Genomic DNA, 20,450 nt, shown 5'->3' on the forward strand with positions numbered 1-20,450 from the left:
CGGCCTTGAAGACGTTCGGCCACGGTTCGGCTGATTCATTGACTTGTTCTTCGCTCGCATAGTAGCGTCACCGCACCAGATTTGTGAAACCTTTCAATCCGGAGGTCGCGATGACGCGGCAGGACTCGGACCGACCGCCTCTGCTGGAGGTGCGCGGCGTGACGAAGTCGTTCGGCGCCGTCGCGGCGGTCGCCGGGGTGAGCTTCGGCCTCTACCCCGGCGAAGCCCACGCGCTCGTCGGCGAGAACGGCGCCGGCAAGTCCACGATCGTGAAGATGCTCGCCGGGGTGCACAAGCCCGACGACGGCACGCTGCTGCTGCAGGGCCGGCCGGTCGAGTTCGGCTCACCGGCCGACGCCAAGGCCGCCGGCATCGCGGTGATCTACCAGGAGCCGACGCTGTTCCCCGACCTGTCGGTCGCGGAGAACATCGTGATGGGCCGTCACCCGCGCAAGAGCATGGGCCGCATCGACCGCGCGGCGATCCGGGAAGAGGCCGAACGGCTCTTCACCCGGCTCGGCGTCCGGATCGACCCGGGCCGCCCGGCGCGCGGGCTGTCGATCGCCGACCAGCAGATCGTGGAGATCGCCAAGGCGCTCAGCGCCGACGCCCGCGTGCTCGTGATGGACGAGCCGACCGCCGCGCTGAGCCGCGTCGAGGTCGACCGGCTCTTCACCGTCGCGCGGACGCTGCGCCAGGAAGGTGCGGCGATCATGTTCATCTCGCACCGCTTCGAGGAGATCACCGAGCTCTGCCAGCGCGTCACGATCATGCGCGACGGCAAGCACGTCTCCACCGACCTGGTCGCCGACGTCACGGTCGACGACATGGTCAAGCGCATGGTCGGCCGCGACCTCGACGCCCTGTTCCCCAAGCAGGACGTCGAGCCCGGTGCGGTCGTCCTCGAGGTCGAAGGCCTGGCCCGTGAAGGCGTCTTCCGCGACATCTCCTTCTCGGTGCGCGCGGGGGAGATCGTCGCGTTCGCCGGGCTCGTCGGCTCCGGGCGTTCCGAAGTCGTCCAGGCCGTGTTCGGAGTGGACGAACGGGACGCCGGCGTCGTCAAGATCGGCGGCAGAAAGCTCAAGGCGCACTCGTCGCGGGCCGCGATGGCCGCCGGGATGGCGCTGGTCCCCGAAGACCGGCGCCAGCAGGGCCTGATCATGGACCTCTCGATCGAGCGGAACGTGACGCTGCCGCGGTCCCGCGCGCTCTCGAAGCTCGGCTTCCTGACCGGCGCGAGCGAGCGCCAGGAGGCCCGGCACTGGACTGAGCGCCTGCGCACCAAGTACCGCCGCCTCGGCGACCCCGTCGGCACGCTTTCCGGCGGCAACCAGCAGAAGGTCGTGCTCGCCAAGTGGCTCGCGATGGCGCCGAAGGTGCTCATCGTGGACGAGCCGACGCGCGGGATCGACGTCGGCACGAAGGCCGAGGTGCACCGGCTGATGTCGGCGCTCGCGGCCGAAGGCGTCGCGATCGTCATGGTGTCCTCGGAGCTGCCGGAGGTGCTCGGCATGGCCGACCGCGTGCTCGTGATGCGGGAGGGCAGGCTCGTTGCCGAGCTCCCGCGCGCCGACGCGACCGAAGACGCCGTCATGTTCGCCGCGATGGGCCAGGGAGCCGCCGCATGACCGTGACCAAGGAGGCCCCCGTGACCGGGGAACCGACCGTCCACAAGCGACAGTCGTGGACCGCGAACGTGTTCAAGGCCCGCGAATCCGGCATCGTCCTCGCCCTGATCGTCCTGGTCGTGTTCACCGCGACGCAGAACTCGCGGTTCCTGTCCGGCCAGAGCATCCGCGACATCCTGCTCGGCACGGCGATCCTGGCCGTGCTCGCCGTCGGGCAGGCGATCGTGATGATCACCCGCAACATCGATCTGTCGGTCGGCTCGGTGCTCGGCCTCGCCGCCTTCGCCGTCGGCTCGCTCATGCGCGACAACCCCGGCCTGCCGGTGATCGTCGCGCTGCTCGTGGGTCTCGGCGTCGGCGCGGTCTGCGGGCTCGTGAACGGCTCGCTGGTGCGCTTCGGCCAGGTGCCCGCGCTGGTCGTCACGCTGGGCACGCTCTACGCCTTCCGCGGCGTCAGCTTCTTCTGGGCGGGCGGCCAGCAGATCAACGCCGACAAGCTGCCCGCGTCCTTCCTGGACTTCGGCACCTCGTCGGTGCTCGGCGTGCCGTGGCTGGTGCTGATCGCCGTGCTCGTCCTGGTCGTCGCCGGGATCGTGCTGCGCAGCTACCCGGCGGGGCGCGAGCTGTACGCGATGGGGTCGAGCCCGCAGGCCGCGCAGCTGGCCGGCATCCGGGTCGGCCGCAACACCACCGCGGCGTTCCTGGTCAGCGGCGCGCTCGCCGGCGTGGCCGGAGTCCTGTTCGCCGCCCGGTTCGGCACCGTGGACGCGGCCGCCGGCACCGGCTACGAGCTGAACGTGGTCGCCGCGGCGGTCGTCGGCGGGGTCGCGGTGTTCGGCGGCAGCGGCTCGGTCTGGGGCGCGGGCCTCGGCGCGCTGCTGCTGACGGTCATCGGCAGCGCCCTCGCCGTGCTCGACATCAACCAGTTCTGGCAGCAGGCGATCGTCGGCGCGCTGATCCTGCTGGCCATCGGCGCCGACCGGCTCGTCGCGGTCCGGGTCGCCAAGGCACTGAAGAAGAGGGACTCCCATGTCTGACCAAGGGAACCGGCTCGGCCGGCTGCTGAGCTGGGACGCCGCCGTCGTCCTGGTGACGGTCATCGTGCTGATCATCGCCTCCGGTGCCGTCGACAACTTCGGCACCAGCCGCAACTTCACCTTCCTGCTGCTCGACCTGCTGCCGATCGCCCTGGTCGCGCTGCCGATGACGTTCATCATCGTGACCGGCGAGATCGACCTCTCGGTGGCGAGCACGCTCGGGCTGACGTCGGCGGTGATGGGGTCGCTGTGGGACGCGGGCCTCTCGATCGAGACGATCATCCCGCTCTGCATCCTGCTCGGCGCGGTCCTCGGCGCGCTGAACGGCTTCTTCGTCACCGTGCTGAAGCTGCCGTCCCTGGCCGTCACGATCGGCACCCTGGCCCTCTACCGCGGGCTGGCCTTCGTCGTGCTCGGCGACGGCGCGGTCGCGGACTTCCCGCGGGCCTACACCACCTGGGTCACCGGAACCATCGGCGACGGGCCGATCCCGAACGTGCTCGTCCCGCTGCTCGTGGTGGCCCTGATCTTCGGGGTCGTGCTGCACGCGACCCCGATCGGCCGCGGCGTCTTCGCGGCCGGCGCGGGGGAACAGGCGGCCCGGTTCGCCGGGATCCGCACCGGACGGCTCAAGTTCTGGCTGTACGTCGTGAGCGGCGCGGTCGCGGGGCTCGCCGGGATCCTGTGGACCCTGCGCTACTCCAGCGCCCGCGCCGACAACGGCTACGGCATCGAACTGGCCGTCGTGGCCGCCGTGCTGCTCGGCGGCGTGTCCATCTTCGGCGGCAAGGGCACTCTGCCCGGCGTGCTCGCCGGAGTGGTCCTGCTGGCGTCCCTGCAGAACGCGTTGCGCCTGCAGGACGTCTCCAACGAGGCACTCAACATCGTGACCGGCGTGCTCCTCATCGTGTCGGTCCTGCTGCCCAACATCGTGTCCTCGGCCCGTACGGCGCTCCGGCGCCGGAGTCGAGCGACTGCTCCGGTTTCCCCAGAAAGGTGACGAAGATGTCCCGACGGTTCCTCACCGGCGCAGTGTCGGCCGGGCTGGTGCTCGTGCTGGCCGCCTGCGGCGGCACCACCAAGGACGACAGCAGCGGCTCCGGCGCGCAGCAGCCGTCCGCCACGGCGAACCCCAACGCCGCGGCCAAGGAAGGCGTCAAGATGGCCTTCCTGCCCAAGCAGCTCAACAACCCCTACAGCGACATCGAGGTCAGCGGGGGCAAGGCCGCGCTCGAAGAGCTGAAGGGCGAGTACAAGCTCGTCGGGCCGAACGACGCCAGCGCGTCGTCGCAGGTCAGCTACATCAACACGCTGATCCAGCAGCAGCAGAACGTGATCGGCATCGCCGCCAACGACCCGAACGCCGTGTGCCCGTCGCTCAACCAGGCCCGCAGCGCCGGCATCAAGGTCGTCGCGTTCGACTCCGACGCCGCCAAGGACTGCCGGGACGTCTTCATCAACCAGGCCACCACCCAGGGCATCGGCGAGGCGCTGGCCAAACAGGCCAAGGACCTCTCCGGCGGCTCCGGCGAGATCGCGGTCCTGTCGGCGACGCCGAACGCGACCAACCAGAACGCCTGGATCGAGGTCCTGAAGAAGGAGCTGGCCAAGCCGGAGTACGCGAACATCAAGCTGGACAAGGTCGCCTACGGCAACGACGACGACCAGAAGTCGTTCCAGGAGGCCCAGGGCCTGCTGCAGTCCTTCCCGAACCTCAAGGTGATCGTCTCGCCGACGACCGTGGGCATCGCGGCCGCCGCGCGCTACGTCAGCTCGTCCAGCTACAAGGGCAAGGTCGCGGTGACCGGGCTCGGCACGCCGAACCAGATGCGCGCCTTCGTCAAGGACGGCACCGTCAAGCAGTTCGCGCTGTGGAACCCGGCCGACATCGGCTACCTCGCGGCCTACGCGGGCGTCGCGCTGAGCTCCGGCCAGATCAGCGGCAAGGAAGGTGAAACGTTCAAGGCGGGCAAGCTCGGCGACTACAAGATCGGCGCGAGCGGTGAGATCGTCCTCGGCCCGCCGACGACGTTCGACGCGAACAACATCGACAAGTTCAACTTCTGACGAGTCTCCGCGGCCGGACCGGATCGCCGCCCCGGTCCGGCCGCGGGTTCCACAAAGGACTGACTGTGCCCCGTTACTGCTTTAGCCTGCAGGTGAAGCCGGACCGGAGAGCCGAGTACGCGCAGCGGCACCGCGCGGTGTGGCCCGAAATGCGGCAGGCACTGCTCGACACCGGCTGGCGCGACTACTCCCTGTTCCTGCGCGAGGACGGCCTCCTGATCGGCTACGTCGAAGCCGACGACCTCGACGCCGCGCAGGCGGCCATGGCGAAGACCGAGGTCAACGCCCGCTGGCAGGCGGAGATGGCGGAGTTCTTCACCGGCCTCGACTCCCGTCCGCCCGACGAAGGCTTCCAGCTGCTCGAAGAGGTCTTCCACCTCGAACCCCCCACCGTCGCGGAAGGACAGTGATCGCCGTGGGCGACTTGACGGCCGTGAAACAGGCCCTGCGGGCCCAGCGCATCGAAACGCCGTCGTGGGCGTACGCGAACTCGGGCACCCGGTTCAAGGTGTTCCCCCAACCCGGTGTCCCGCGGACACCCGAAGAGAAGATCGCCGACGCCGCGACCGTGCACCGCTTCACCGGGGTCGCCCCGGTCGTCGCGCTGCACATCCCGTGGGACAAGGTCGACGACTACGGCGCCCTGACGGCGTACGCGCGTGACGCGGGTGTCGAAATCGGTGCCATCAACACCAACGTGTTCCAGGACGAGGACTACAAGCTCGGCTCGGTCACCAACCCGGACGCGGGCATCCGCCGCAAAGCCACCGACCACCTGCTCGAGGCCATCTCCATCATGGACGCGACCGGCTCGCGCGACCTCAAGCTGTGGTTCTCCGACGGCATCAACTACCCGGGCCAGGACGACATCCGCGACCGCCAGGACCGGCTGGCCGAGGCGCTCCGCGAGGCGTACGACCGGCTCGGCCCGGACCAGCGGATGCTGCTGGAGTACAAGCTCTTCGAGCCCGCGTTCTACGCCACCGACGTCCCGGACTGGGGCACGTCGTACGCGCACTGCATCGAGCTGGGCGAGCGGGCGACGGTGTGCATCGACACCGGCCACCACGCACCCGGCACGAACATCGAGTTCATCGTGGCGTTCCTGCTGCGGGCCGGGAAGCTCGGCGCGTTCGACTTCAACTCGCGCTTCTACGCCGACGACGACCTCATGGTCGGGGCGGCGGACCCGTTCCAGCTGTTCCGGATCATGTACGAGATCGTCCGCGGCGACGCGCTCGACCCGGCGTACGGCATCGCGTTCATGCTCGACCAGTGCCACAACATCGAGGCCAAGATCCCGGCGATCATCCGATCGGTGATGAACGTCCAGGAGGCCACGGCCAAGGCACTGCTCGTCGACCGCCCCGCGCTGCGCACCGCCCAGCAGGCGGGGGACGTGCTCGGCGCGAACGCCGTGCTGATGGACGCCTACAACACCGACGTCCGGCCGCTGCTGGCCGAGCTGCGCGAGGACTCCGGGCTCGACCCGGACCCGGTCGCGGCCTACCACCGCAGCGGCTACCAGGAAAAGATCGTGGCCGAGCGCGCCGGCGGCACGCAGGCCGGATGGGGAGCATGACGATGACCGTGCCGGAGCAGCTCATCGCGCGCAGCAACGCGCTCGGAGCCGACCCGCGCAACACCAACTACGCCGGCGGCAACACCTCCGCCAAGGGTGCCGTCACCGACCCGGTGACCGGCGCGCCGACGGAGGTGCTGTGGGTCAAGGGATCCGGCGGCGACCTCGGCACGCTGAAGGAGTCCGGGCTCGCCGTGCTGCGGCTCGACCGGCTGCGGTCCCTGGTGGACGTCTACCCGGGCGTCGAGCGCGAGGACGAGATGGTCGCCGCGTTCGACTACTGCCTGCACGGCCGGGGCGGTGCGGCGCCGTCGATCGACACGGCGATGCACGGCCTGGTCGAGGCCCCGCACGTCGACCACCTGCACCCGGACTCCGGCATCGCCCTGGCCACCGCGGCCGACGGTGCCGCGCTGACGAAGGAGTGCTTCGGCGACCGCGTCGCGTGGGTGGACTGGCGGCGGCCCGGCTTCCAGCTGGGCCTCGACATCGCCGCGGTCAAGGCGGCGAACCCGCAGGCCATCGGCGTCATCCTCGGCGGGCACGGCATCACGGCTTGGGGTGCGTCCTCGGAAGAGTGCGAGCGCAACTCCCTCGACATCATCCGGACCGCCGAGGCGTTCCTCGCTTCGCGCGGGGTGGCCGAGCCGTTCGGCCCGGTCGTCCCGGGCTTCGAGGCGCTTCCCGAAACCGAACGGCACGCCCGTGCCGCCGCGTTGGCGCCCGTCGTCCGCGGGCTCGCCTCGACCGACCAGCGGCAGGTCGGGCACTACACCGACAGCGACGTCGTGCTGGAGTTCCTGGCCCGCGAGAAGCTCGCCGCGCTGGCCGCCCTCGGCACGTCGTGCCCGGACCATTTCCTGCGCACCAAGGTCCGGCCCCTGGTCGTGGACCTCCCGGCGACCGCGCCGCTGGACGACGTCGTCGCGCGGCTGAAGGAGCTGCACGCCTCCTACCGCGAGGAGTACCGCGCCTACTACGAGCGGCACGCCGTCGCGGATTCGCCCGCGATGCGCGGTGCCGACCCGGCCATCGTGCTGGTGCCGGGCGTCGGGATGTTCTCCTTCGGCAAGGACAAGCAGACCGCGCGCGTGGCGGGGGAGTTCTACGTCAACGCGATCAACGTCATGCGCGGCGCCGAAGCGGTCTCCACCTACGCCCCGATCGCCGAAAGCGAGAAGTTCCGGATCGAGTACTGGGCGCTGGAAGAGGCGAAGCTGCAGCGGCTGCCGAAGCCGAAGCCCCTCGCCGGACGGATCGCCTTGGTGACCGGAGCCGGGTCGGGCATCGGCAAGGCCATCGCGCTGCGGCTCGCCGCCGAAGGCGCCTGCGTCGCGATCGCCGACCTGAACGGCGACGCCGCGGCCGAGGTCGCCGCGGAGGTCGGCGGTGTCGCGGTGACCGCCGACGTCACCGATGCCGAGGCCGTGCAGGCCGCGGTGGACGCCACCGTGCTCGCCTTCGGCGGCATCGACCTGGTGGTCAACAACGCCGGGCTGTCCATCTCGAAGCCGCTGCTGGAGACCACCGAACGCGACTGGGACCTGCAGCACGACGTCATGGCCAAGGGCTCGTTCCTGGTCGCGCGAGCCGCGGCCAAGGCGATGATCGACCAGGGGATCGGCGGCGACATCGTCTACATCTCGTCGAAGAACTCGGTGTTCGCGGGCCCGAACAACGTCGCCTACGGCGCGGCCAAGGCCGACCAGGCCCACCAGGTGCGGCTCCTGGCCGCCGAACTGGGTGCCCACGGCATCCGCGTCAACGGCGTCAACCCCGACGGCGTCGTCCAGGGCTCCGGCATCTTCGCCGGCGGCTGGGGCGCGCAACGCGCCGCGGTGTACGGCGTCGAGGAGGAGAAGCTTGGCGAGTTCTACGCCCAGCGGACCATCCTCAAGCGCGAGGTGCTGCCCGAGCACGTCGCGGCCGCGGTGTTCGCGTTGACCGGCGGCGACCTCACCCACACCACCGGCCTGCACGTCCCGGTGGACGCCGGGGTGGCCGCCGCGTTCCTGCGCTGAAGGAGAACTCATGACGCTCGACCGCATCACCCCGCGCCGGACCCGCGTCGGCCTCGTCGCGGGGGGCCTGGGCGCCTACTGGCCGCAGTTCCCGGCCCTGCTGCCGCAGCTGCAGGCGTCGGCGCGGCGCGTGTCCGACCGACTGTCCGAAATGGACTGCGAGGTCGTCGACGTCGGCTTCGTGTCGGACGCGCAGGAGGGCGCGGCCGCCGCGGAGAAGCTGCGGGTGGCCGGGTGCGACCTGATCGTCGGGTTCCTCACGACGTACCTGACGTCCAGCATGCTGGCGCCGGTCGCGCATCGCTCGGGCGCGCCGGTGCTGCTGCTGAACCTCCAGCCGACCGAGGTGATGGACCACGAATCCTTCGACACCGGCGCGTGGCTGGCCTACTGCGGGGCCTGCCCGCTGCCGGAGATGGCGAACGCGTTCCGCCGCGTCGGCGTCGAGTTCCGCTCGGTGTCCGGCTACCTCGAGGACCCCCGGGCGTGGACGCGGATCGAGCGGTGGATCAAGGCGGCGGGCGTCCGCGCGGCGCTGCGGCACGGGCGGCACGGCCTGCTCGGGCACCTCTACCCGGGCATGATGGACGTCTCGACCGACCCGACGCTGGTGTCCGGCCAGCTCGGCGGGCACGTCGAGATCCTCGAGATCGACGACCTGCGCGTGCGCGTCGAGAAGGTCACCGACGACGAGACCGCGGCCCGGGTCGCGCTGGCCCGCGACGTGTTCACCGTGGACGAGTCCGTGGTGGACGAAGACTTCGCGTGGGGCGCGCGGGTTTCCGTGGCACTCGACCGGCTGGTGTCGGATTTCGACCTGGATTCGCTGGCCTACTACCACCGCGGTCTCGACGGCGAGACGCACGAACGCGTCGGCGCCGGGTTCATCCTCGGCGCGTCGCTGCTCACGGCGCGCGGCATCCCGGCGGTCGGCGAGTACGAGCTGCGGACGTCGCTGGCGATGCTGGTCATGGACCGGCTCGGCGCGGGCGGCTCGTTCACCGAGCTGCAGGCGCTGAACTTCCGGGACGACGTCGTCGAGATGGGCCACGACGGGCCGGCCCACCTCGGCATCAGCGCGCGCAAGCCGCTGCTGCGCGGCCTCGGCGTCTACCACGGCAAGCGCGGCTGGGGCGTGTCGGTGGAGTTCGACGTCAAGCACGGGCCGGTGACGCTGTGCGGGCTGGCGCAGGGACTCGACGGGACGTTCAAGCTCGTCGCGTCCGAAGGCACGGTCGTGCCCGGCCCGCTGCTGCGGATCGGCAACACGACGTCCCGCGTCGACTTCGGGTGCGACCCGGGGGAGTGGACCGACGCGTGGTCGGCCAGCGGGATCGCCCACCACTGGGCGCTCGGCACCGGTCACCGGGTCGCCGAGCTGACGGCCGTGGCGGACCTGCTCGGGTTGGAGCTGACCGTGGTGCGCGCGTGAAGCGAGTCGCGGCCGTCGACCTCGGCGCCTCCAGCGGGCGCGTGATGGCCGGGACGGTCGGGCCGTCGGTCCTGGAGGTGTCCGAGGTACGGAGGTTCGCCAACGGCGGAGTGCGGGCGGGCCCGGTGCTGTACTGGGACGTCCTGGGTCTCTACCGCGAGACCCTGGCGGGGATCCGCGAAGCCGGTCGCTTGGACGGCGTCGGGATCGACTCGTGGGCGGTCGACTACGGCCTCCTGGACGAGCGGGGCGCGTTGCTCGGCAACCCCGTCCACTACCGCGACTCGCGGACCGACGGGGTGCCGGCCGCGGTGGCCGCGTCGGTGTCCGCCCGCAAGCTGTACGACGTCACGGGGTTGCAGCAGCTGCCGTTCAACACGCTGTACCAGCTGGTGTCCGAGGGCGACCGGCTCGACGCGGCGCGGACGATGCTGCTCATCCCGGACCTGCTGAACTACTGGCTGACAGGCTCGGTCGGTGCGGAGCGCACCAACGCGTCGACGACCCAGCTGTACGACGTGCGCGCGCGGACGTGGGCTACGTCGCTTGCTGCGCAGGTCGGGATCCCGCCCCGGTTGCTGCCGCCGTTGCGCGACCCCGGCACGGTGGTGGGTACAGCGGCGGATCTGTCCGGGCTGCCGGTGGTCGCGGTGGGTTCGCACGACACGGCGTCGGCGGTGGTCGCGGTCCCGGCTTCCCCGGGGACGAACTTCGCCTACATTTCCTCGGGCACGTGGTCCCTGGCGGGTCTGGAGCTACCCGCGCCGGAGCTGAGCGATGCGGCTTTGGCGGCGAACTTCACGAACGAAGGCGGCGTCGACGGCACGATCCGGTTCCTGCGCAACGTGATGGGCCTGTGGGTGCTGTCGGAGAGTTTGCGGACGTGGTCCACTTCGGACCTTCCGGGGTTGCTTCGCGCGGCCGCCGATTCGCCGGGTTTGGCGGCGGTGGTGGACATCGACGCCCCGGAGTTCCTGCCACCGGGGGACATGCCAGCCCGTCTCGCGGCGGCCTGCTCGGCGACGGGGCAGCGTCCGCCGTCGTCGCGGGCGGAGGTGGTTCGGTGCATCTTGGACAGTTTGGCGTTGGCGTACCACCGGACCCTTCGGGCGGCGTCCGCGGTGACGGGCCGTACGGTCGACGTGGTCCACATCGTCGGGGGTGGGGCGCGGAACTCGTTGCTGTGCCAGCTGACGGCGGATGCGTGCGGGGTGCCGGTACTGGCGGGGCCGGTCGAGGCGGCGGCGCTGGGGAACGTGCTGGTCCAGGCTCGGGCGTTGGGGGAGGACCTGCCGGATCTGGCGGCGATGCGGGCGCTGGTGCGGGAGACGCAGGAGGTCCATCGGTATGAGCCATCGGGAGCGGGCGACTGGGATGCGGCGGAGGCACGCCTGACCCGCTGAGGCGGATTCCTTGCCGCGCCGGCGTGCTCGCTCGGCCAGGGGCGCCCGCACTGCTCGCCCGGCCGGTGTGCCGGCCCGCCCGCACCGCTCGGTCCGCACTGCTTGGCCCGCTCGGCCACCCGCACCATGCGCGTTGCCGGTCTGGCCGCACCGCTTGGCCCGCTCGGCCAGCCGTATCATCCGCGTTGCCGGTCTGGCTGCACCGCCTAACCCGCCCCGGCCGATCCGCCCGCACCGGTCCGCACCTCGCACCGCCTGGCCTGTCCGCCCAGCCCGCCAACCGCCGGCTCGCGCTGCCAACCCGCCCGACCGGCCGGCCCGGCCCGCTCGCCCCACCTGGCCTGCCTGCTCGCCCAGTCCGCTCCGCCTGGCCGGACCGCTCGGCTGGCCCGTCCCGGCCGCGAGTCGTTCACCGCATCCCCGGCCCCCCGGAATTCGCGCATCCTCTGTCCGCAGTGCCGCTCACCGGACAGAACTGCGCGGAAGTCCCCTTCTCCCCGCGCTTTCCGGGCACACTCCTCGCAGCACGGTTGCGGGCCCGAGGCGCCCGCGGCGAGCCTGAGCACGGATCCCGGTCGGAAACTTTCCGACCAAGACCGAGGGAGTACCGCGATGGCGCACCGAACCCGCACCCTGACCGCCGCTGCCGCCGTGGCCGCCCTCTGCGCGCTGGCGTTCCCGGGCGTCGCCGCCGCCGATCCGCCCGGTGCCCTGCCCGGCAACGCCTCCGACTTCGAAAAGACCTTCCAGCCCGCCTTCGACTACGACAAGGACGGCTGCTACCCGACCCCGGCCATCGGCCCGGACGGCACCATCGCCCCCGGCCTCTCCCTCGGCGGCGACACCAACGGCCACTGCCGCGACTCCTGGGACCTCGACAACACGAACTCCTACTCGCGCCAGAAGTGCGACAACGGCTGGTGCGCCGTCATGTTCACCCTCTACTTCGAGAAGGACCAGGCCTCCCTCGGCCCCGGCAGCGCCGGGCACCGCCACGACTGGGAACACGTCGTCGTGTGGGTCAAGGACAACCAGGTCGAGTACGTCGCGACGTCGCAGCACGGCGGCTTCGCGATCCACGACCGCGCCAGCATGCGCTTCGAGGGCACGCACGCGAAGGTCGTCTACCACAAGGACGGCGGCTCGACGCACTGCTTCCGCGCCGCCAACGGCAACGACGACCCGCCGGAGAACCACAAGGGCACCTGGCAGTACCCGACGCTCGTCGGCTGGGACGGCTATCCCGCCGGGATCCGGGACAAGCTGACCCAGGCGAACTTCGGCAGCGCCACCTTCGGCATCAAGGACGACCAGTTCGCCGGCAACCTCGCCAAGGCCAAGCCGTCCGGGATCCCGTTCGACGAGAACGCCTAGGTCGTCACCGGCGCGCCGCGGCCGCGCTTCAGCTCGAAGAACCCGGGCGTGCCGGTCACCAGCAGCACGCCGTCCCACAACCGCCCGGCTTCCTCGCCGCGCGGGACCGGGCTGACGACCGGGCCGAAGAACGCGTTGCCGTCGACGTGGATCGCCGGGACGCCGAGGTCCTCGCCGATCGGGTCGAGCGCCGCGCGGTTCCCGGCGCGCAGGTCCTCGTCGAGCTCCGGCGATTCGGCGGCGTCCGCGAGCGAGGCCGGCAGGTCCACCGACGCGAGCGCGGCGACGATGGTCTCGCGGGTGACCGGCGCCTTGTCGTGGTGGAACCGCGTGCCGAGCGCGGTGTAGAGGTCGCGCAGCACCCCGTCGCCGTGCGCCCGCGACGCGGCCAGCGCGACGCGCGCGGGGCCCCATCGCTCGTCGAGCCACTTCCGGTACCAGTCGTCCACCGGGCGGCCTTCGTTGTGCAGCGCCAGGCTGAAGACGTGGAACCGCGTCCGGACGTCGCGGACGGCCTCCACCTCCAGCAGCCAGCGCGAGGCGATCCACGCCCACGGGCAGACGGGGTCGAACCACAGGTCAACGGTTTTCACCGGGCTCACGCTAAGCGGGGGAGCGGCCCGGCAGAAGATCCAATTCCGGCGGGCCGGACCGGGCCAATCAGAGCCAGCCGCGCTCGTCCGCGATCCGCACCGCCTCGACGCGGTTGCGCGCGCCGGTCTTCGTGATCGCCGCCGAGACGTAGTTGCGGACCGTGCCTTCGGACAGGTAGAGCCGCGACGCGATCTCGGCGACCGTGGCACCGGTCCGGGCGGTGATGAGGACGTCCCGTTCCCGCGCGGTGAGCGGTGATTCGCCCGCGGCCAGCGTGGCGACCGCCAATGCCGGGTCCACCACGCGTTCCCCGCTCCGGACGCGGCGGATCGCGTCGGCCAGGACGTCCGCGGGGGCGTCCTTGACGACGAACCCGGCGGCGCCCGCGTCCATCGCGCGGCGCAGGTAGCCCGCGCGCCCGAACGTCGTGAGCATGACGACCCGGCAGTCCGGCACCTGCGCGGCGAGCACCGCCGCGGCCGCGAGCCCGTCGAGCCCGGGCATCTCGATGTCCAGCAGCGCCACGTCCGGCCGGTGTTCGCGCGCGGCCGCGACGACCTCGTCGCCGCGGCCGACCGACGCGACGACCTCGAAGTCGTCCTCGAGCGCGAGTAGCGCGCACAGGGCCTGACGCACCAGCGCCTGGTCGTCGGCGAGCAGCAGGCGGATGGTCACAGCGTCACCCGCAGCCGCCAGCCGCGCGGCCGGACCGGTCCGGCTCGGAACTGCCCGCCGGCGGCCTTGACGCGTTCGCGCAGGCCCGCCAACCCGGAGCCCTCCTCGGGGGTGCCGCCCACGCCGTCGTCGACGACCTCCACAGTGGACTCCGTGAGCGTCACCGCGCACCGTGTCGCGCGCGCGTGCCGGGCCACGTTGGTCAGCCCTTCGCGGACCACCCAGCCGAACAGCTCCTGCCGGGCCGGGTCCACGACGTCGGCCGCCGTCGGCAGGTCGGCGGTGACGCCGCACGCGCGCAGCAGCTCACGGCCGCGGGCCAGCTCGCCGGCGAGCGTGACGTCCCGGTAGCCCGACACCGCCGCGCGCACGTCGGTCAGCGCCTGGCGGGCGAGGTTCTCGACCGCCGTCATCTCTTCGCCGGCGCGGGGGCTGTCGGTGTCGAGGAGCCGCCGCGCCAGGGTGCTCTTCACGGTGATCGCGGTCAGCGAATGGCCGAGCAGGTCGTGCAGGTCGCGGGCGATCCGGGTCCGTTCGGCCTCGGACGCCAGCCGCGCGACCTCGGCCCGGGCTTCGACGAGGGCGGCGTTGGCCCGGACGGCTTCGGCGAAGACGTGGACGACCAGCACGGTGAACACGAGCGCGACCGTCTGCGTCCACCCCGCGGTACCCCACGCCACCCACGGGACGACCAGCGCCGCGAGCGCGGCGACGACCACGAGCGCGCCGGAGTGGCGCGGGAGGCGGGGTACGGCGAGGGACACGACGACCGTGGCGAGGAAGAACGCCTCGGCGTGGGCGAAGGGGAGTGCGGCGGCGAAGAGGACGGCCAATACCCCCAGGAGTGGCCAGAACCGGCGCGGCGCCCGCTGCGCCGCGGCCCGCGCCGTGAGGACGTAGCAGCCGACGAAGACGGCGACGAGCACGCAGCCCGCGACCGCCGCGCGGCCGGTGGAGTGCTGCAGCACCCCGGGCACGGTCACCGCCGGGTAGACGAGCATGCCCGCGTCGAGCACCATCACCCGCCAGCCGCGCACCCAGCGCTGCACGTCGGCCGGTTCCGTCCTGTCCATCACCGGCACGCTACCGGCCCCGCGCCCGCCGGCCGTTGACGAGCACCGTGACACCCAGCAGGAGCAGCCCGCAGACGGCCTGTTCGATCCGCAGCCACAGCGGGAACAACCCGGGCAGGGCGACGATGACGACGATCGCCACGAGCATCACCGCGGCGACGATCCGCAGTCTCAGCAGCCCTTTGCGCGACCCGCGGGCCGCGCTACGGGCGAAGGCGAACGTCAGCAATGAGCTGGCGACGACGAGGGTGGCGCGCACCCAGACGGCGTCGGTCACCATCGCGTGGTCGTTCCGGAAGAGCACGATCGCGATCAGCGTGAGCACGGAGAGCGTGGCGTAGCCGCCGGTGAGCAGCAGCACCGGCCGGAAGCGGACGGGTTCGGTTCGAGTCGTGGTGGTCATGCCGGAAATGCTCGTCGCGAGGGGTGTCCGGACGGCAGTGCCGTCCCGCAGCGGCTGCCCATGACATTTGTCATCGGCGCGGCACTGGGAGAGCGCTCTCACAGCGTGCTACAAAGAAGGGGTGACGACGCATCCGCCCCCGGCGCCGCCGACCCTGGAGGACGTCGCGCGGGTCGCCGGTGTCTCCCGGGCCACGGTGTCCCGCGTGGTCAACAGCGTGCGCAACGTCGACCCGAAGCTGCGGGAGACCGTCGAACGCGCCATCGCCACCACCGGGTACGTGCCGAACCGCGCGGCCCGGTCGCTGGTCACGCGCCGGACCGGTGGAGTGGCGCTGGTGGTGTCCGAGCCGGAGCGGCACGTCGAGGCGTTCACCGGCGGCGTGTTCGGCGACCCGTTCTTCGGCCGGGTGGTCGAAGGTGTCGTCGCCTACCTGCGTCCCCGGGGGATGCACCCGCTGCTGATGCTCGTCGACAGCGACGAGGAGCGCGAGAAGCTCGTGGCGAAGCTGCGGCAGGAGCAGGTGAGCGGGGTGCTGCTGATTTCGCTGCACCCGGCGGAGGACCCGTTGCCGCGCATGCTGACCGACGCGGACGTCCCGACGGCGTTGTTCGCGCGCCCCGGCCGCCCGGCCCCGGTGAGCTACGTCGACGTCGCCCACCAGGACGGCGCCCGGCTCGCGGCGGACAGGCTGGTCGAGCGGGGCTGCGCCCGGGTCGCGACGATCGCGGGCCCGGCGGGCACGCCGGCGGGCCAGGACCGGCTGGCAGGGTTCCGCGACGCGATGGCAAGGCATGGCCACGCGTACGTGGCGGTCGCGGAGGGCGACTTCACCGAGCACGGCGGCGAGCGCGCGATGGAGCGGCTCTTGGCGGAGGAACCGGCGCTGGACGGGCTGTTCGTGGCGAACGACCTGATGGCGTACGGAGCGTTGACGGTACTGCGCGAAGCGGGCCGGCGAGTGCCGGAAGACGTGGCGGTGATCGGCTTCGACGACAGCCGGGTGGCCCTGAGCTGCCGCCCCCGGCTGACGACGGTCCGCCAGCCGGTGGAGGAGATGGGCGCGGCGATGGCGAGGATGGTCCTGGACCGCATGGCCGACCCGGCGGGCCGAGCGGAGTCGGTGATCTTCGACCCGGAGCTGGTGGTCCGCGACTCGGGTTGAGTGAGGGATGGCGCCGGTTTTGGGTTCCGGCCCCGGCGCGGGGGTGGGTGGTTCGCCCGGTTACCGACTCCGGCTACAGACCTCGGTCGCCGCGCTGCTAGCCGCCGACTTCTGCTGACAGGCCGCCGACCCAGCTTGGCCCGCGGAGCCCTGAGCGCGGCTCCGGCGCCGGTGCGGTCCCCGGCTTGAGGCCGGTTGGTCCGGCCGGCATCCCGGGGCCATCACATGCCGATCATCGACGCTGGCCACTGAGCTGCCAGCTGCCGCGCCACCAGCCGCCGCTCGCCGGGGCGCCAGCCGCCAGGCCGCCGATTGCCGGCCCGTCGACCGCGAGCCGCCGGGTCACCGTGGCCACCGCACGTCGGGCCAGCCCTGGCTGCCGACCACCAAGCCGCCGACTCCGGCCGCGAACCTCGGCCGCCGGGCCAACGGCAGCCTGCCACCAGCCCGCCGGCCGCGGGCCCGCCGACCGCCAGCCACCGGGTCACCGCCACCACTGGGCCGCCAGCGGCGGGTCACCAGCCGCCAGTCGCCGGGCCGCCGACCGCCGGGCCGCCGATCACCCCTGGTCGCTGACCACCAGCCGCCGAGCCGGCAACCCACGCAACCGCCGCCCCGATACTCCGGCCGCGTGGCCTGCCGGGCAAGGAACCCGGCCTGTCCGGACAGTTCCGCCTCATGGTCTGGACATCCGGCCGATCACTGTGCTCAGATCGAAACCGCCTTTTCCAACGTTGTAAAACTGGCTGGGTCCCCCTGACCGGAACGGAGTTCCGCCGTGCGGACGAGAGCACCGAAAATCCTCCATCTAGTGAGCGTCCTGGCCGTCGCCGCGGCGGTGGTCGCCGTCGGGACGCCGGCCGAGGCCGGGCATGCCGCGCGGCAGTCCGTCACCGCCGGAAACGCGCGTTTCCAGGTCCTCTCCCCGACCCTGATCCGCACGGAGTACGCGGGCGACGGCCGCTTCACCGATGCCGCCACCTTCAACGCCGTCGGCCGCGGCTCGTTCACGCCTCCCGCGTTCACCTCCACGACCTCGAACGGCGTGCTGACCATCCGCACCAGCGCGACGACCCTCACCTACAAGCTGGACTCCGGCCCCTTCGACTCCTCGAACCTCCAGATCCGCACCACGGCCGGCGCTCCGGTGACCGCGGCACCCTGGCGTCACCTGACCTGCGCGACCGGCGCCCTCTGCGAGGCCGAAGACCTGACCGCCGACGGGCTGGGCGTCGCCACCGACCACCCCGGCTACACCGGGGAAGGCTTCCTCGCCGGCTTCGAGAGCACCGGCACCTCGGCCACCGCCGACGTCCTCGCCGCCACGGCCGGGACCTACAACGTCACCGCCCGGTTCGCCAACGGCCAGGGCGGGGACGGCCAGCACGTCACGCGCACGCTGAGCGTGTCCGTCGACGGCGGCGCCGCGCAGAAGCTCACCCTGCCCACGACGGCCGACTGGAACAGCTGGGCCACCGCGTCCGTGCCGGTCACCCTCGGCGCGGGGCGGCACAACCTCCGCCTCGAGCGGACCGCGACCGACTCCGGGAACGTCAACATCGACGCCCTCGCGGTGCTGACCGCCGGTGCGGCCTTCCCGCCCGCCTCGGCCCGCGCGTTCACCGGGTGCGCCCTGGATGTCAGCTGCGAAGCCGAAGCCGGCCTCCGCGCGGGCTCGGCCGTCGTCGCGACCGACCACGCCGGGTACGCCGGACGCGGGTTCGTCGCCGAGCTCAACCGCGGCTCGGCGCTGACCCACCGGGTCGTGGCCGTCCCGTCCGCCGGCACCTACCAGCTGGACGTCCGCTACGCCAACGGCACCGGCGGCGACGGTCTGCACCAGACGCGGGCCGCGACGGTCGCCGCGTCCGGCGTCACCCGCACGCTGTCCATGCCCGCCACCGCGAACTGGGACACCTGGGGGAGCGCGTCGGTCCCGGTCGACCTCAAGGCCGGCACCAACGACGTCGTCCTCGGCTGCCCGGACGACGCCAGCTGCCACGTCAACATCGACACCGTCGCGGTCACCCGCGCCGGGGCGGCGGTACCTCAGCCGCACCTGACGCTCGGGGGCTACCGGCGCGGGCTCGACGGCGTCAACGGCGTCAACGGCACGCCGTCGCTCACCGAAGGGCTGCTGCACCAGGACGGCTGGTACCTGCTCGACGACACACCCTCGGCGCTCTACGACACCGCGGCCGGCAAGGTGACGCAGCGGCCGTCGCACGGCGGGAACCCCTACCAGGACGGCTATGCCTTCACCTTCGGCCACGACTACAAGGCGGGCCTGCGGGACCTGGCGACCCTGACCGGGCCGTCGGAGCTGCTGCCGCGCTGGGCCTACGGCGTCTGGTACTCGGAGTACATCGACCGCACCGCGGCCGACTACCGCGACAAGATCCTGCCGAAGTTCCGCAGCGAGGGCGTCCCGCTGGACGTCCTGGTGACCGACACCGACTTCAAGGCGCCGGACACGTGGAACGGCTGGCAGTTCGACAAGAACAAGTTCCCGGACCCGGCGGGGTTCTTCGCCTGGTCGGCGTCCCAGGGCCTGCACAACACCCTGAACATCCACCCGAGCATCATGGGCTCGGACCCGCAGTTCGCCCGCGCGCAGGCCACGGCGAAGGGCAAGCTGGCGAAGTCCGGGTGCGGCACCGACTGCTACGTCTTCGACTGGGGCGACCCCGACCAGCTCAAGGCCTACCTCGACCTGCACGGCGACATGATGAAGCAGGGCAACGACTTCTGGTGGCTCGACTGGTGCTGTGACGCCGCGAAGTCGAGCCTGCAGGGTGTCACGCCGGACGCGTGGATCAACCAGAAGTACGCCGACCTGTCCGCACCGGCGGTCGAGCGGGGCTTCGTGACGTCGCGGGCGTACGGCTCGCTGCAGGCCGGCGGCTACGGCGGCCCGGTCGGGCTGTCGACGGGACCGTGGGCCGACAAGCGCAGCACCGTCCACTTCACCGGCGACACCTCGTCGACGTGGGGCACGCTGCGGATGGAGGTCGGGATCACCCCGGCCGAGTCGGCCGCGACCGGCCTGTCGCCGATCAGCCACGACATCGGCGGCCACAACGACACGACCGGCCTGCGCGGCAGCGAGACCTACACCTCGGGCGGCCAGCAGCACCAGACGTTCAAGCTGCCCGACGACCTGTACGCGCGATGGGTCCAGCTCGGCACGTTCCAGCCGATCGACCGGCTGCACAGCAACCACAGCGACCGGCTGCCGTGGCAGTACGGCGACGCGGCGAAGGCGTCGGCGACGAAGTTCCTGAACCTGCGCGAGACCCTCGTTCCCTACACCTACACCCTCGCCCAGCAGGCGGCGGCGACCGGTGTCCCGGTGGTGCGGCCGACGTACGTGGAGTACCCGGACGAGCCCGCCGCGTACGCCGCGGCCGGGAGCGAGTACTTCTACGGGCCGGACATGCTGGTGGCGCCGGTGACGTCCGCCGGGACGTCGGCGACGACGTCGGTCTGGTTCCCGCCGGGCCAGTGGACGGACTACTTCAGCGGCAAGTCCTACGCGGGCGGCACGACGCAGCAGGTCACGTCGGACCTCGGCACGATGCCGGTGTTCGTGCGGGCCGGTGGCATCGCGGTGACGCGGACGGCCGACGTCCCCAACGACGTCCAAAGCCCGCTGAACCAGGCGACCATCACGGTGGCGCCGGGCGCGTCGGGGTCGTTCTCTCTGTACGAGGACGACGGGACTTCGGCCAAGCACAGCTCGACGACCCGCATCACCTACACCGAGCGGCGCGGCGCCCACACGGTGACGGTGGAGCCGACGCGGGGCCGGTCCCAGGTCGCGTCACGGGACTGGACGGTCAAGTTCCTCGGCGTGACCTCGGCACCGTCCCGGGTCCGGGTCGGCGAGGGCTGGGCACCGTCGCGGAGCTGGAAGTGGGACGCGGCGACGCAGACGTTGACGGTGACGGCCCACGGCGGGCACGGGCCGGTGACCGTGGCGTACTGAGACTACCG

At 71.9% G+C, this 20,450-nt stretch carries 16 protein-coding genes; 12 read left to right on the forward strand and 4 right to left on the reverse strand.

Annotated features, from left to right (window positions below; translation table 11 throughout):
- The first annotated feature begins 110 nt into the window (after positions 1–110).
- The 10 genes from ACZ7OU_RS31015 (at position 111) to ACZ7OU_RS31060 (ending at position 12,544) form a co-directional block, all read left to right on the forward strand.
- Positions 111–1,628, forward strand: a complete 1,518-nt coding sequence (locus ACZ7OU_RS31015; RefSeq protein WP_470257920.1) for a sugar ABC transporter ATP-binding protein — start codon at positions 111–113, stop codon at positions 1,626–1,628.
- Positions 1,625–2,665, forward strand: coding sequence for an ABC transporter permease (locus ACZ7OU_RS31020; protein ID WP_470243976.1), 1,041 nt, complete (start codon positions 1,625–1,627; stop codon positions 2,663–2,665). Before ACZ7OU_RS31015 ends, ACZ7OU_RS31020 begins: the two co-directional genes overlap by 4 nt.
- Positions 2,658–3,665, forward strand: coding sequence for an ABC transporter permease (locus ACZ7OU_RS31025; RefSeq protein ID WP_470243977.1), 1,008 nt, complete (start codon positions 2,658–2,660; stop codon positions 3,663–3,665). Before ACZ7OU_RS31020 ends, ACZ7OU_RS31025 begins: the two co-directional genes overlap by 8 nt.
- Positions 3,666–3,670: 5 nt before the next feature.
- On the forward strand, positions 3,671–4,732 hold the full coding sequence (gene rhaS / locus ACZ7OU_RS31030) for a rhamnose ABC transporter substrate-binding protein (RefSeq protein WP_470243978.1): 1,062 nt from the start codon (positions 3,671–3,673) through the stop codon (positions 4,730–4,732).
- Positions 4,733–4,797: 65 nt separating this feature from the next.
- Entirely contained in the window at positions 4,798–5,142 is a 345-nt protein-coding gene (locus tag ACZ7OU_RS31035; protein WP_470243979.1) for an L-rhamnose mutarotase, read from the forward strand.
- Positions 5,139–6,314, forward strand: a complete 1,176-nt coding sequence (rhaI, locus tag ACZ7OU_RS31040) for an L-rhamnose isomerase (protein WP_470257921.1) — start codon at positions 5,139–5,141, stop codon at positions 6,312–6,314. The genes ACZ7OU_RS31035 and rhaI overlap by 4 nt, the downstream gene beginning before the upstream one ends.
- A 2-nt stretch (positions 6,315–6,316) precedes the next feature.
- Entirely contained in the window at positions 6,317–8,335 is a 2,019-nt protein-coding gene (locus ACZ7OU_RS31045) for a bifunctional aldolase/short-chain dehydrogenase (RefSeq protein ID WP_470257922.1), read from the forward strand.
- A gap of 10 nt (positions 8,336–8,345) precedes the next feature.
- Entirely contained in the window at positions 8,346–9,767 is a 1,422-nt protein-coding gene (locus tag ACZ7OU_RS31050) for an arabinose isomerase (RefSeq protein ID WP_470257923.1), read from the forward strand.
- A gap of 44 nt (positions 9,768–9,811) precedes the next feature.
- Positions 9,812–11,170 (forward strand): rhamnulokinase, encoded by a 1,359-nt coding sequence (locus ACZ7OU_RS31055; RefSeq protein ID WP_470259014.1) that lies wholly within the window; start codon positions 9,812–9,814, stop codon positions 11,168–11,170.
- A gap of 612 nt (positions 11,171–11,782) precedes the next feature.
- Positions 11,783–12,544 (forward strand): NPP1 family protein, encoded by a 762-nt coding sequence (locus ACZ7OU_RS31060; RefSeq protein ID WP_470257924.1) that lies wholly within the window; start codon positions 11,783–11,785, stop codon positions 12,542–12,544.
- Here the strand turns inward: ACZ7OU_RS31060 and ACZ7OU_RS31065 are convergent.
- From ACZ7OU_RS31065 to ACZ7OU_RS31080, 4 genes are all read right to left on the reverse strand, one after another.
- Positions 12,541–13,137, reverse strand: a complete 597-nt coding sequence (locus ACZ7OU_RS31065; protein ID WP_470257925.1) for a mycothiol-dependent nitroreductase Rv2466c family protein — start codon at positions 13,135–13,137, stop codon at positions 12,541–12,543. The two genes, ACZ7OU_RS31060 and ACZ7OU_RS31065, sit on opposite strands and share 4 nt — an antisense overlap.
- A 67-nt stretch (positions 13,138–13,204) precedes the next feature.
- Entirely contained in the window at positions 13,205–13,813 is a 609-nt protein-coding gene (locus tag ACZ7OU_RS31070; protein WP_470243985.1) for a response regulator transcription factor, read from the reverse strand.
- Positions 13,810–14,886, reverse strand: coding sequence for a sensor histidine kinase (locus tag ACZ7OU_RS31075; RefSeq protein WP_470257926.1), 1,077 nt, complete (start codon positions 14,884–14,886; stop codon positions 13,810–13,812). Before ACZ7OU_RS31075 ends, ACZ7OU_RS31070 begins: the two co-directional genes overlap by 4 nt.
- 10 nt (positions 14,887–14,896) lie before the next feature.
- A complete protein-coding gene (locus ACZ7OU_RS31080) occupies positions 14,897–15,289 on the reverse strand; it encodes a hypothetical protein (RefSeq protein ID WP_470257927.1) in 393 nt (130 codons plus the stop codon).
- Between the two features lie 121 nt (positions 15,290–15,410).
- Here ACZ7OU_RS31080 and ACZ7OU_RS31085 point away from each other — a divergent pair, with 121 nt between their 5' ends.
- Together ACZ7OU_RS31085 and ACZ7OU_RS31090 are read left to right on the forward strand one after the other, a co-directional pair.
- On the forward strand, positions 15,411–16,454 hold the full coding sequence (locus ACZ7OU_RS31085; RefSeq protein ID WP_470243988.1) for a LacI family DNA-binding transcriptional regulator: 1,044 nt from the start codon (positions 15,411–15,413) through the stop codon (positions 16,452–16,454).
- 811 nt (positions 16,455–17,265) lie between these two features.
- Entirely contained in the window at positions 17,266–20,442 is a 3,177-nt protein-coding gene (locus tag ACZ7OU_RS31090) for a TIM-barrel domain-containing protein (protein WP_470257928.1), read from the forward strand.
- Positions 20,443–20,450: the final 8 nt, after the last annotated feature.

The sequence above is a fragment of the Amycolatopsis sp. NPDC114505 genome (assembly GCF_055633615.1).

Excerpts from the sequence above, each read along its gene's own strand:
- ACZ7OU_RS31015 (WP_470257920.1), top strand. The coding sequence starts at position 111 with ATGACGCGGCAGGACTCGGACCGACCGCCTCTGCTGGAGGTGCGCGGC.
- ACZ7OU_RS31020 (WP_470243976.1), top strand. The coding sequence starts at position 1,625 with ATGACCGTGACCAAGGAGGCCCCCGTGACCGGGGAACCGACCGTCCAC.
- ACZ7OU_RS31025 (WP_470243977.1), top strand. The coding sequence starts at position 2,658 with ATGTCTGACCAAGGGAACCGGCTCGGCCGGCTGCTGAGCTGGGACGCC.
- rhaS (WP_470243978.1), top strand. The coding sequence starts at position 3,671 with ATGTCCCGACGGTTCCTCACCGGCGCAGTGTCGGCCGGGCTGGTGCTC.
- ACZ7OU_RS31045 (WP_470257922.1), top strand. The coding sequence starts at position 6,317 with ATGACCGTGCCGGAGCAGCTCATCGCGCGCAGCAACGCGCTCGGAGCC.
- ACZ7OU_RS31050 (WP_470257923.1), top strand. The coding sequence starts at position 8,346 with ATGACGCTCGACCGCATCACCCCGCGCCGGACCCGCGTCGGCCTCGTC.
- ACZ7OU_RS31055 (WP_470259014.1), top strand. The coding sequence starts at position 9,812 with ATGGCCGGGACGGTCGGGCCGTCGGTCCTGGAGGTGTCCGAGGTACGG.
- ACZ7OU_RS31060 (WP_470257924.1), top strand. The coding sequence starts at position 11,783 with ATGGCGCACCGAACCCGCACCCTGACCGCCGCTGCCGCCGTGGCCGCC.
- ACZ7OU_RS31075 (WP_470257926.1), bottom strand. The coding sequence starts at position 14,886 with ATGGACAGGACGGAACCGGCCGACGTGCAGCGCTGGGTGCGCGGCTGG.
- ACZ7OU_RS31080 (WP_470257927.1), bottom strand. The coding sequence starts at position 15,289 with ATGACCACCACGACTCGAACCGAACCCGTCCGCTTCCGGCCGGTGCTG.